Origin of the sequence: Paenibacillus abyssi (assembly GCF_014640295.1) — a bacterium.
Lineage (GTDB): Bacteria > Bacillota > Bacilli > Paenibacillales > Paenibacillaceae > Paenibacillus_D > Paenibacillus_D abyssi.
Genome location: NZ_BMGR01000009.1, coordinates 106,803 through 119,292, shown reverse-complemented (window position 1 = coordinate 119,292; position 12,490 = coordinate 106,803). Strand labels below are relative to the sequence as shown.

Sequence of the window (12,490 nt, the reverse complement as noted above, 5' to 3'; positions counted from 1 at the left end):
CCATCAATAAAGCCACTCTAGATTGCAGCGATAGGCCTTGGCAATGCCTTCTATTAATTCAGCCAACTGCCGGTCAACAACAAACAACCGGCGGTTGGCTGCTGTTTGTAATGACGCGATATTGTGCTCTTCGATTTGCATCCACGCTTGTTCAAGCTCTTCCGAAGAATCAGCCGGATATACCGCACCGACACACGCCAGCCGCAGTTCGGCAAATTTACCTCCCGCGCGTGCCGTGACGCCGTAATCCTCCCAGATCGCCTCCAGTCTCCAGTCCGGCTCTGACAGCTCGATCCATTCATCCTGTTCGGCTTCGACTTTATAGTGCTGCAGCACCTTCATTACCGCCGCGGCATGCTGAGGCTCAATGAATAACAGCTCGCCGCTCCGATCGATAAGCGTTGTTATGTCAGCGATTCCTTTTATGATTTGCGCATAAAAACCAGGCAACTTCCCTTGCGGCAAATCCATTTGTAGCCCCATTACGGTCCGCATGGTGTATTTACCTCCATTCTCCTCAATATGGCTTCATTATGAACGATCTATAACTAGCTTGCAACTTGCCTATTGAACGAAAGATGGCGACAAGCAGCAGGATTATTGTTAAAATATGAAACAGGATAAGTTTCCACCCGAAATTGAAAACAGGACGGAAAGGAAGAAGCCCGTGTCCCGCAGGAAATATATGCTGCTGCTGCTCGGCTTTCTCATGTTGTTCATCGTTGTGATTTATCCCATGCTACGATTGCAGGGGGTAGAATTAACAAGGCCGCAAGGTGATGCGTTTACGCTGCTGCCTGAACAGGATTCCAAACGAGGCACTGCCTTTAAAGAACTTCGTGTAACCGTTTCCATGGAACCATCCGAATTTTTTTCGCTGCAGCAAGCAAGCCGGATTTTTTCCGAAAGTCATTCAAATGTATACATAACACTTGACAATGTACCGACGATTGAAAGTTACGAGCATTTCAAAAACGATGCTAGGCTAGGTGAAGCTGCGGATGTGATGCTGGTTGATAATAATTGGGTTAGCGAATTTGCGGCGCTTGGCTTTTTAAAGCCGACAGATGCCTTGTTAACCGGTGAAACGCTGATCGACCAAATGAGCGGATTATTGCAGCCTTTGAAGTGGAACGGTTATGTGTGGGGCGTTCCTAAGGATGCGGATCCTCTTGTTCTCGTCTGGAGCTCACGCTTGCTTAAGGAGGCCGGTTTTGATCATCCGCCGGAAGATTGGGCCGCATTTCTCGAAGTAACGTCGACGATTGCCGCGCTTGAAGGCCCTGAATATGGAGAGACGAAATGGATAAGCTTCGATGCTTCCGATGTGCGGCAATGGATGATATGGATGAGCGCTTTGAATGGCCGGCCGTCAGATCCGAAAGCGCCAGAAGCGTTGGCCGGGGAGAGGCTGGAGCGATTGCGTTTTGTGAATGATGCCGCTGGCCGAATAGGGGACTGGAATCTATTAGATGATGAGAACGAGCTTGTAAGCGCACTGGAAGCGGGCAGGCTGCTTTCTGCAGTAGTTCCATGGTCTATAGCGTCTGGAATGACAGGCTCGTCTGACAGCCTGCTTGTGTTAGGTGAACATACACAGAAGAACCCGTTATGGACAAACGGGCGCAGCTTCGTCATATCATCCCGTACGGGTGTTGAGGAGGAGGCTCGTGCCTGGATCGAATCGGTTACCAATGTGCATAATCAAGGCTTGTTCTATGAAGATTACGGCAAGCTGCCTGCACGAAAGTCCTTATATAACGGGAATTTATCGGATGTCCCGCCGAAGTGGCTGCAATATCGGTTAGAGGAAGAGCTGGATACAAAAACCGACCTGCTGTGGGCTCAGCTTTATTGGAATTATTCCGCAGCATGGCGGCAATGGCGGGAAGGCCAGCTGGCGGAGGAGGATTTCATCCGGGTGTGGAATGAACAAACTGCAAAGACGCCTAATTAGGCGTCTTTGTCTGTTTTAAAGCTCGACTTTAAGCTTGACGATCATCTCGCCATCGGTCACTTCAACAGATTTCGCTCGGACAAAATTTACGATTAATTGCGGATAAAAACCGAGATCAAATTCTTCTTCCAGCGCTCGGCGGGTCGTATCGGGTAAAGCGAGTCCGTTAAATATCAGCTCATCAACATGAAAACGGATTGCGTTTTTGGGTTCCTCTTCAATTGAATAATTGCCGGTAATTTCAACGTTGAGGCCATCACGCTGACCTTGAACCTTTATCGCGCCTTGTTCAAAGCGAAAAGCAAAATTGTCGAAGAGATCGTTCTGTGACCTTAAAAATTGGTTAAGTTCATCCTCCGGAATGCGGAGGGTATACTCAAATCCTTTGAACTGGAGATATTGCTTATTATCATTAAGCCATTTCGGCAGCTCTTGCATTGCGGCGGATAAGGCGCTGAAATATTGTTTAACCTCATGGAGTCCAATGTTCTGCCAGAAGTTTGTCAGCTCCTCGATCATGATCCGGATCTGCTCGCTGTCACTGCGTCCCTTCATGTCACGGTCAATGTCCTGCTGCAGTGTGATGACCCGTGATCTTTGAGCGACGAGATTATGTTCGATTTCGTTAAGCCGCTGCTGCTCGGTGAGAATTGAATCCCTGTCCTTTTTTAAGTCGAGGTATTGTGCTTTATACTTATTCAAGGTATTCTTGTCACGGGATATGATCCAATCGAAATAATCCATCATCGTGAATAAATCGGACAAGCTGGTGAAGGATAGCAATGCGCGCAGCATCATATCTCGCTCGCCTGTATAATAAGCGCGCAGCACCTGGCCGGCATTCTCTTGCTGCTGTATGATATCCGACTCTTTAAGCAGAATTTTGCTCTCCATAGCGGATATTTCCAGCTTTAAGGCTTGTTGCTGCCCTATGATTCTGCTTATTTCTTTATCGATTTCGATCACGGATAAACTTTTTTCAAGAAGCCTGCGGGTTGCCTCATCGGAGGATTCCGCGTGCAGCGACGGAGAGCTTGCCGTCCAAACGGAGGCGAGCAAACAGATCGCAATCCAAAGCGACGGGTTGCGGAGTGCTTTTATCACCTTTCGTCTCCCTCCTTATGTACTGTAACGGGACTAATCTATGCACCGATTGTTCATATTATATCTTCCTTACCCTGATTTGTCTGCTGATCATCCATCATTGTCATTCATTCTGCAAGGAGGGCAACTATGCCGCTTGAGCAATTCATTAAACAACGTCTGGAAACGACTGAAGCTGAAGGCTGGTACAAGAATCGCCATGGAGAGCGGATCGAGGTCAAATGCATTACGTTTCACGAGTATATGGCGATATGCCTGTATGACGATACCTACGGATATTATCGCTCCGGTCAGGTAAGAGTCGGCCGTGACGGCGATTTCTACACAAGCTCGGGCATCGGAACGATTATGGCTGAGCTTACCGCATCCTACATCCGTAAGAGCGCATCGGAATGGGGAGAATGCACCTCGGTATGCGAATGGGGTGGAGGGACGGGACAATTGGCCTCCCAAATGCTCTCTGCTTGGTTGAACAGCGATCCTGAATGGGCAGGCAAGCTCTCTTATTGGTTTATCGATGATCATCCTGCCCATATGAACAAAGCGAAGGATACGTTATCGGAATTCAACGGGCGGATTCGGATTCATTATCAATCAGCAGAAGATGCGATCAAAGTAACCTGGGATGACGAGCCTGTCATTATGCTGGCTAACGAGCTGCTGGATGCGTTTCCGGTTCACCGCGTCATGTTATTCGAGGGAGATTTATGGGAGCTGGGGGTTACATATGATAAGGTAAAGGGAGGGTTTCGATACTGCTATATGGCGCTCAGCGATCCGAGGATTGAGGCTTCGATGCGGCGGGATCGGATCATGCTTCATGAAGGCCAGGAAACGGAAATCGGCCTGGCGGCTGAATTATGGCTCTCTAGTTTAATGCAGCGGGTAAAAAAAGGCAGCCTTATTTTGATTGACTATGGTGACACATCCGAAGAACTGACCGCGCCGCATCGAATGAAGGGTTCGTTATTATGCTACCGTAATCATCAAGCCTATGATGATCCGTTCCTGTCACCGGGCCAGCAGGATATTACCGCTCACGTAAACTTCACCGCATGCAGAAACATCGCCGAAGCGAACGGATGGAGGATCGGGTATTATAATACACAGAAGCAATTTCTTGTTGATCAAGGCATTATGAGCCTGCTTGCCAACCATGCCGGCCGCGATCCCTTCAGCAAAGAAGCGAGAAGAAACCGTTCCATCAGACAGCTGCTGTTAAGTGACGGGATGAGTGAGACATTTAAAGTGCTGGTGCTCACAAAATGAAGGGCGCGGCTTCATAAAATGAAAAAACAGCCAGGCAGGTGCCTGGCTGTTTGGCGTTGGTGGTCGTCGTACGAATCGTCTGCCGGTCAGGACGACGAAGCCTTCACGCTTGTTAGAACGGCAATCCCATCTCAAATACCGTCCAATAAGTAAAGCCCAAGAACGAAAGGACCATATATCCCCAGAACATTAATATGTAAGTTCTCTCGGAGAAATTCAAGTATCCCAGCAGGACGAACACTGCGGTTTGGGCGAAGAACAAGATCGCCATCTCGATCATGTGACCCGCATAGGCCATGAGTCCAATTACCAGTGTCCAAAATCCAAGTACCCGAAACATACGTGCCATGATAACATCCCCCTCTCGTCAGTCCTCAGTCGTGACCCAATTCTAATGAACATTATACCGTCCATGCTTTCTACTGTAAACCTGGAATCCGTGACGAAATTACAAACTTTACTGGAACTTAGCTCGAAACGGTTGCTTCTGCTTTTTAGTTTGCGCCGATTCCTCCATTAACATGTATGAGCCTCTGGAAAAATGGACATACAATTTAGTATCCGATAGATTCTATGAACTCTACCAAGGGCATAAAGATATATGGAGCGCCCTTTAACGTTAGGAGGTTTTGGTAGTATGACAGCAGTTAGACAAGATGCGTGGAGTCCGGACGACGATTTGATTTTGGCCGAGGTGACACTGCGTCATATCCGTGAAGGTAGCACACAGCTCGCGGCATTCGAGGAAGTTGGGGAAAGAATCGGCAGAACCTCGGCAGCATGCGGGTTTCGATGGAACAGCTGCGTACGCAAACGGTACGAGGAAGCGATTCAGCTTGCCAAGCAGCAAAGGCAAAAGCGGAATTATTTAAGAAAACAAACGTTTTCCGCGGTGCCGCATGTTTCATCAATTAATTCGCTGGGGACAGAAGAAGAGCAAGAGTATAAGAGCGAGGCGGCCTCAGAAGAGACCATTACAATCGATGCCGTTATTCGTTTTCTCCGAAGCTGGAAAAACACCTATCAGGATTTAAGCCGGCATATTAAGATGCTTGAGAAGGAATTGAAAGACAAAGATGAGGAATTGTTTGAATTGCGAGTGGATAATGAGCGGCTGTCACGAGAGGTGAATAACGTGCAGACTGATTATCGAACGGTGAATGATGACTATAAGACCTTGATTCAAATCATGGATCGCGCTCGCCGCTTGGCCAGCATGAATGAAGAGGAAGAAGTGAAGCCGCGTTTCAAAATGGATGCGAACGGAAATTTGGAACGGATCGAATAAGTTATTCTTCGCGAAATGGCATGAACCGCACGGAAGGTGTGGATTCCTATCTGATTAGGAAACCGAACTTCCGGGCGGTTTTTGCATGAATGGATAGGTTTGCATTTATTTTGAATCCTGCCTTAGCAATCTGTTAGAATAGACCTAAGAAAGGATGAGCGGAATGAATGTTAGTGTCATCGGGGGAGGAGCGATCGGGCTGCTGTATGCAGCCAGGCTTGCAATGTCCGGTAACCGCGTTCAGGTGTGGACAAGAACAGAGGATCAAGCGCTGGCGCTCCAGGCAAAAGGAATTGTCTTGCTGGAGAGGCATGTTTCAGCGGTTGTACATGTAGAGGCGCGCACTGCCCTGACTGCTGAGTCTTTAGGCGCAAAGACTATGGATTCGGATTTAATCTTGTTGACGGTCAAGCAGCCCCATATTAATGAAGATTTAATGATGCTGCTTCAACATATTGCAAAGCCCGGGACGATGGTGCTGTGCCTGCAAAATGGCATCGGTCATATGGACAAGCTAAGGAGCCGGCTGCCGCAGCTTTCCTTTGCTGCCGCCGTTACGACGGAAGGAGCGCTGAGGGAGGACAGCTGCACAGTGAACCATACTGGACACGGTGAGTTGTGGATCGAAAAAATGGGAGAGACTCATATCCCATCCGGTATGGCCGAAAATCTCGCAATAAAGCAAAAAATGTTCGTTCAGCACCTTGAATCAGCAGGAATCAAGGCCTTTTTGTCGAATGAGATGAATAATCGGATTTACCAAAAATTACTCATTAATTCGGTCATTAACCCGCTTACAGCACTCTACGGTGTGAAAAACGGTGAACTTCCTTCCGATCCGCTGCGAAGATCGTTAATGTTTGCAGTATATAAAGAATCGTCGCTTATATTAGCTGCGGCCGGATTGGCTGGCGATACGGATCATTGGGAACGGGTGTTAGCCGTTTGCGCAAGCACCGCTGACAACGAATCCTCAATGCTCCGGGATGTGCGTGCGGGAAGAAGGACGGAGATCGATTGGATTAACGGGGGAATAAGCGCGTTAGCCAGCGAACATGAAATGGCGGCGCCGCTGAATGATTCGGTAACCGCACTGATAAATGCTTTATCAACGTGACGAGGAGAGGAGCGGAGTTGGATGCAGTGGTTGTGGGAGAGCATTACCCAGGCGTACGCCTTCCTTGCTGTCATTCCGGTAGTTCCTTTTGCTTTGATTTATTTCGGTTACAGCGCTTACGTCGGGGATCGGAAAAAAGCGTTCCGCATCGCAATGGATATTACGATGGCATTGCTGATTGGATGCGTAGCGGTATTGTTTAACCATATTTTCAACAGCTCCTTCGGTTTTTACGGCATATTGCTGCTGATGCTTATCGGAGGTGGATTGTTAGGCAATCTGCAGTACCGGACGAAGGGGAAGCTGGATATGAAAAGAATCATTCGCGCAGTGTGGCGGGTCGGTTTTTTTATCATGAGCGTGATGTACATATTATTGATGGCCATAGGAATTGGAAAAAGCTTCTGGACGATATAAAGACGCTTTCCTTGCAACCTTCCCGGTCGGAAGGTTGTTTTTTGTTTTGACGGTCTTTATCCGGTTGTGTACAATCAATCTCAGGGCAACACCATTGCACAGGAGGTAAAGGCTGCGCCATGAACTTGGAACCATTCGATTTGCCGTCCGGTCAGTCCTTGACCGACGCTTATATTCATCGGACAGACCTGGGAATTCAGACACTGTTCGGATATCATCCGACCGTAACAAATGATTGGCGGCGCAGAGCAGAGCATCTGGATGGGACTTCGGAGCAGCGGGTAAATCCGGGCATGCTGGCGGAAGCGCTGCTTGCCTATAACCGGAGATTCGATGCTGCCAGCCGGGCGATTGACAATATTCAAGCGCTCGCGCAAGGCGCCCTTTCGGTGGTGGGCGGCCAACAAGCAGGGTTATGGTCTGGACCGCTTATGGTCATACATAAAGCGATCTCCATTATCCAATCGGCCCGTTATGCACAGGAGCAGCTAGGGCGTCCGGTGGTGCCGATCTTCTGGATTGCAGGCGAAGATCATGATTGGGATGAAGCGGCGCATACCTATATTGCCGACTCCGAGCCTTCGCTGCGCAAATTGCAGCTGTCCCGTCCGGGCATTGCAAGAACCTCTATCAGCCGTACGGCAATCGCTTCAGACAGCTGGAAGTCTGCCCTGGAGGAGCTGCATTCCGTTTTACCCGATTCAGAAGCCAAGCCGGAACTGTTCGGGCGTTTGCAAGTTATGGCCAGTCGCTGCTCGACGTTATCCGAGTTTTTTGCAGATATTTTAAGCTGGCTGTTTAAATCTGAGGGCTTGATTCTGATGGATGCCGATGACCCGGCAATACGTAGGCTCGAATCGCCGATGTTCAAGCGAATGATCGAGGAGAATGAGAGATTGCAGCATGCGTATGCTGACGCTGCTTCCGAGGTGAAGAAGCTTGGTTATCCGCTGCAGGTTGAACTTGCGGGCAGCAGTGCCAATCTGTTTTGGTTTGATCAAGGAGAAGGCAATGACGGCTGTGGTGACCGGATTTTGCTGTTCAAAAACGGGGACACCTTTGTAGACCGTAAGGGAACAATAAGCCTCAAGCAGGAGCAGCTGCTCGATTATGCGGCGAATCACCCGGAGCGCTTAAGCAACAACGTTCTGACCCGGCCGCTCATGCAGGATTATTTGTTTCCGGTGCTTGCTGCTGTTCTGGGTCCCGGTGAGATCGCTTATTGGTCATTGACCGGAAAAGCCTTTCAACAGTTCGGTATGGAAATGCCGATCGTTGTGCCGCGCATGTCATTCACGATCGTGGACCGTACCGCGCAAAAACATATGAAGCGATATGCACTATCTTTCGAAGACATTGTTTATCGCTTTGAAGAACGCAAAGAGGAATGGCTGGCTAAGCAGGAAGAATTGTCGCTGGATGAAGAGTTTGAACATGCGAAGCAAAGCATGATGAAAATCTATGAGCCGCTGCTTGAGCGGATGACATCCGTTTGGCCGGGTCTGGGTCCGCTTGGTCAAAAGAACATACGAAAGATTACGGAACAAATTGAGTTCATGAAATCACGTGTGCATGACGATATTAGAAAAAGACATGATGTTTCGATCCGTCAGCTGGACCGTCTTCGGTTGAACCTGTATCCGGGGGGCAAACCGCAGGAGCGGATAATTAATTTCACCTATTATTACAATCAGTATGGATTGGATTGGCTTGATGCTTTGTTGACCGCTACCATTGATCTAAAGGGCGGCCATCGTATTTTATATTTATAGGAGGAAATAGAAATGAATGTGATTGAGAAAAGTATTGTGCGCGACATGTCACTGGCTCCGGAAGGGCACCTGAAAATTGAATGGGTACAAGCCCATATGCCGGTATTAAACCGCATTCGTGAGCAATTTGAGAAAGAACAGCCGTTCAAAGGTTTGAAAGTCGCTATTTCGTTGCATTTGGAAGCAAAGACCGCTTATCTTGCGAAGGTAGTTAAAGCAGGCGGAGCGGAAGTTGCGATTACGGGCAGCAATCCATTGTCCACACAGGATGATGTGTGCGCGGCGCTTGTGGAAGATGGAATTACTGTGTTTGCAAAATATAATCCCGATCCGAAAGAGTACAAGGATCTGATGGTTAAAACGCTTGAGACAAAACCGGATCTCATTATTGACGACGGCGGCGACTTGGTGACAATTCTCCATTCCGAGCGCCAAGACCTTCTTGAAGGCGTACGCGGCGGAGCAGAGGAAACAACGACTGGCATTCTTCGTTTGAAGGCGATGGAAAAAGACGGATCGTTGAAATTCCCGATGGTTGCGGTAAATGATGCATTCTGTAAGTATCTGTTTGACAACCGTTACGGCACAGGCCAATCCGTATGGGACGGCATCAACCGGACGACAAACCTTGTCGTAGCGGGCAAAACCGTTGTCGTTATCGGTTATGGCTGGTGCGGTAAAGGGGTAGCGATGCGTGCGAAAGGGCTGGGAGCCAATGTCATCGTGACGGAAATCGATGCGATCAAAGCCGTTGAAGCTTATATGGATGGCTTTGCAGTAATGCCGATGATCGAAGCGGCTAAGCTGGGCGACTTCTTCGTTACTGTAACTGGCAACAAGGACGTTATCCGCGGCGAGCATTATGAAGTGATGAAGGACGGTGCAATTCTGTCCAACGCCGGTCACTTTGATGTCGAGTTTAACAAACCTGAGCTAGAAGCGCAAAGCTCAGGCAAGCGCACGGTTCGCCGCAATATCGAGGAATATCAATTGAAGGATGGACGCAAAATTTACGTGCTCGCCGAAGGCCGTCTTGTGAATCTGGCGGCAGGTGACGGACATCCGGCTGAGATTATGGATATGACCTTTGCGCTGCAGGCGATGTCCTTGAAGTATGTCAATGATCAATATGAAGCGATTGGCAGCAAAGTTGTCAATGTGCCGTATGAACTGGATGAGCAGGTCGCCCGTTTCAAGCTGGAATCGCTCGGAACTGGAATCGACTCTCTGACGGAAGAGCAGAAGTCCTATCTGGATAGCTGGCAGGAGCACTGAGAACGGCAAAAGCCTGAAAGAGCGCTATGGCGCATCTTAATCGTTGGCAGCAATACTGGAAGAGAAGGCCGCGAAGTTCGCGGACTTCTCTTTTTTTGACCGGAGAGATTGCGTAAACAGCTTTCAGCTTGAACGAAGCGGCATCGGCAGACCGGAATGATGGAGAAGGCGGGCTTATCGCCGCGCCGTCCTCTGGTGGCTGCGCCGGAAGAACACTAATATTAAACATTAATCCCATAAAATATTTTTTAAAATCCTGCGATCGAAGCAGGATTTTTATTTTATGTGGCGAATATTTCAACATCAGTGGTGTAAAGTGGGGGAAAGTGGTAGATTAGGGGGAAGGGGTGGAGCGTCCGGATGTTTATGGGGGAACATCAACATAGCATCGATGAAAAAGGCCGAATTATTATTCCTGCCAAGTTCCGTGATGACCTCGGATCCCAATTTGTCGTAACCCGCGGCCTCGATAATTGTTTGTTCGTTTATCCGATGAGTGAATGGTCGATTTTGGAACAAAAGCTCAAATCATTGCCTCTGATGAAGTCCGACGCTCGGGCGTTCACCCGGTTTTTCTTTTCCGGGGCAACTGAATGTGAATTGGACAAACAGGGAAGGGTAAACCTGCCGGGAAATCTTCGCGAATATGCCAAGCTGGATAAAGATTGTATCGTACTGGGTGTCACCAATCGCGTGGAAATTTGGAGCAAATCCATTTGGGAGGGATACTTCCAGCAGTCTGAAGAAACCTTTAATGAAATTGCTGAGAAGCTGGTCGATTTGGATTTTAATTTTTAGACAGATGAGAATTCTTACTTCCGATGGTCTTCATACAGCATAGAAACAACAAAAGCCAGGAGGGCAAAGCGTGTTTGAACATATTACGGTGCTCAAGGAAGAAGCGGTGGATGGTCTAGCGATCAAGCCGGATGGCATTTATGTCGATTGCACGTTGGGAGGCGCAGGCCACAGCGAGCTAATCGCTTCGCGGCTTGGAAAAGGCGGCCGGCTGATAGCATTTGACCAGGACGATTGGGCGCTTAACAATGCGCGGAAACGGCTGGCTCCGTACATAGATCAAGTGACTTTGGTAAAGCGGAATTTCCGTTATTTAGAGGAAGAGCTCAAGCAGTTGGATGTTCCGATGCACGATGGTGTTCCGCAAGTGGATGGTATCCTGTTTGACCTGGGTGTATCCAGTCCGCAGCTGGACGAAGCGGAGCGGGGTTTTAGCTACAATCATGATGCGCCGCTCGATATGCGGATGGATCAGCAAGGGGAGCTTACCGCCCACATGATCGTTAATGAATGGGATGAACGGGAAATCGCGCGCATTCTCAACGATTATGGGGAAGAGAGGTTTGCCAGAAAAATTGCCAAAAATATTGTGCAGGCGCGGAGCAGCGGACCGATCGAAACGACAGGAGAACTGGTCGAATTGATCAAGTCAGGGATACCGGCTGCTGCAAGGCGGACTGGCCCCCACCCGGCAAAACGATCGTTCCAAGCGCTGCGTATCGCTGTGAATGACGAATTAGGCGCAGAGGAAGATGCGGTATATCAAGCGATTCGCTGCCTAAAGCCGGGCGGAAGAGTATCGGTCATCACATTTCATTCGTTAGAAGACAGAATTTGCAAGCAGATATTTGCAAAATTTGTAGAAAAATGCACCTGTCCGCCGGATTTTCCGATGTGTGTCTGCGGATCGAAGGGCACGGTCAAATTAATTAACCGCAAGCCGATTGTGCCGGGAGAAGAGGAGCTTCAGCATAATCCTCGCGCCCGTTCGGCCAAGCTGCGTATCGCGGAGAAGCTTTAAACTCGCAACAATGAAGGAATATAACCAAGCTTGAAATGATAGATCATGGGAGGGAAAGTCTAAATGGCTTACATGCACGGTAATCTGGCGTTACAACCAAAGAAACGTCCCGATCAATCTAATGTTGTTAAAGAAAAGAAACGCGTTGTCGTTCGTCGTAAATCTTTGCCTGTGCAGGAGAAATTGCTGTATTTGTTTACCATTGCAGTATGCGTTATCGTGGCGGGAGTTATTATTTTTCGCTATTCGCAAATCTATCAAATGGATATGAAAATTCAAGATATGTCAAGGCAGCATGATGTGATGGCAGTGGAAATTAAAGAGCTGCAGAAAAAGGTCGAGCAATTAAGCGACCCGGAAATCATTAAACAAAAAGCGCTTCAAGTAGGTATGGTTTTATCAGAGGAATCGATTAATCTGACAATGGAAGATGCCCCGGGCCAATTGGCAATGAGAGAGTAAAGGTGCTGGC

The 12,490-nt window shown here is 48.5% G+C and carries 13 protein-coding genes; 10 read left to right on the top strand and 3 right to left on the bottom strand.

The genetic code is table 11. From position 1 onward, the window contains the following. Positions 1–3: 3 nt before the first annotated feature. Complete coding sequence (locus IEW11_RS14560; protein WP_188531787.1) at positions 4–495, bottom strand: hypothetical protein; 492 nt, start codon at positions 493–495, stop codon at positions 4–6. Between the two features lie 172 nt (positions 496–667). On the opposite strand from IEW11_RS14560, the gene IEW11_RS14555 reads away from it, so the two are divergent. Beyond that, a complete protein-coding gene (locus IEW11_RS14555) occupies positions 668–1,957 on the top strand; it encodes an ABC transporter substrate-binding protein (protein WP_188531786.1) in 1,290 nt (429 codons plus the stop codon). Between the two features lie 15 nt (positions 1,958–1,972). Here the strand turns inward: IEW11_RS14555 and IEW11_RS14550 are convergent, their stop codons facing one another. Further along, positions 1,973–3,061: an LmeA family phospholipid-binding protein gene (locus IEW11_RS14550; RefSeq protein WP_188531785.1), complete on the bottom strand. Its 1,089-nt coding sequence runs from the start codon at positions 3,059–3,061 to the stop codon at positions 1,973–1,975. A 129-nt stretch (positions 3,062–3,190) separates the two neighbouring features. On the opposite strand from IEW11_RS14550, the gene IEW11_RS14545 reads away from it, so the two are divergent. Further along, positions 3,191–4,330: a class I SAM-dependent methyltransferase gene (locus tag IEW11_RS14545; RefSeq protein ID WP_188531784.1), complete on the top strand. Its 1,140-nt coding sequence runs from the start codon at positions 3,191–3,193 to the stop codon at positions 4,328–4,330. Positions 4,331–4,442: 112 nt separating this feature from the next. On the opposite strand, the gene IEW11_RS14540 is transcribed toward IEW11_RS14545, so the two are convergent. Next, entirely contained in the window at positions 4,443–4,679 is a 237-nt protein-coding gene (locus IEW11_RS14540) for a DUF2626 domain-containing protein (RefSeq protein ID WP_188531783.1), read from the bottom strand. Between the two features lie 288 nt (positions 4,680–4,967). Here IEW11_RS14540 and IEW11_RS14535 point away from each other — a divergent pair, with 288 nt between their 5' ends. The 8 genes from IEW11_RS14535 to IEW11_RS14500 all read left to right on the top strand — a co-directional run bounded on the left by IEW11_RS14535 (position 4,968) and on the right by IEW11_RS14500 (position 12,480). Next, positions 4,968–5,618 carry an RsfA family transcriptional regulator gene (locus IEW11_RS14535; RefSeq protein WP_188531782.1) on the top strand — a complete coding sequence of 217 codons (651 nt, stop codon included), beginning with the start codon at positions 4,968–4,970 and terminating at the stop codon, positions 5,616–5,618. Between the two features lie 163 nt (positions 5,619–5,781). Beyond that, complete coding sequence (locus IEW11_RS14530) at positions 5,782–6,735, top strand: ketopantoate reductase family protein (RefSeq protein ID WP_188531781.1); 954 nt, start codon at positions 5,782–5,784, stop codon at positions 6,733–6,735. A gap of 21 nt (positions 6,736–6,756) precedes the next feature. Then, the gene (locus IEW11_RS14525; protein WP_188531780.1) at positions 6,757–7,152 is read left to right on the top strand and encodes a DUF3397 domain-containing protein; all 396 of its coding nucleotides are present in this window, start codon (positions 6,757–6,759) and stop codon (positions 7,150–7,152) included. A gap of 119 nt (positions 7,153–7,271) precedes the next feature. After that, complete coding sequence (gene bshC / locus IEW11_RS14520; RefSeq protein WP_188531779.1) at positions 7,272–8,924, top strand: bacillithiol biosynthesis cysteine-adding enzyme BshC; 1,653 nt, start codon at positions 7,272–7,274, stop codon at positions 8,922–8,924. Between the two features lie 12 nt (positions 8,925–8,936). Further along, a complete protein-coding gene (locus IEW11_RS14515) occupies positions 8,937–10,199 on the top strand; it encodes an adenosylhomocysteinase (RefSeq protein ID WP_188531778.1) in 1,263 nt (420 codons plus the stop codon). 360 nt (positions 10,200–10,559) lie between these two features. Continuing rightward, entirely contained in the window at positions 10,560–10,997 is a 438-nt protein-coding gene (gene mraZ, locus IEW11_RS14510) for a division/cell wall cluster transcriptional repressor MraZ (protein WP_188531777.1), read from the top strand. A gap of 70 nt (positions 10,998–11,067) precedes the next feature. Then, positions 11,068–12,018 (top strand): 16S rRNA (cytosine(1402)-N(4))-methyltransferase RsmH, encoded by a 951-nt coding sequence (gene rsmH / locus IEW11_RS14505; protein ID WP_188531776.1) that lies wholly within the window; start codon positions 11,068–11,070, stop codon positions 12,016–12,018. A gap of 63 nt (positions 12,019–12,081) precedes the next feature. Continuing rightward, on the top strand, positions 12,082–12,480 hold the full coding sequence (locus IEW11_RS14500; protein ID WP_188531775.1) for a cell division initiation protein: 399 nt from the start codon (positions 12,082–12,084) through the stop codon (positions 12,478–12,480). Positions 12,481–12,490 lie beyond the last annotated feature (10 nt).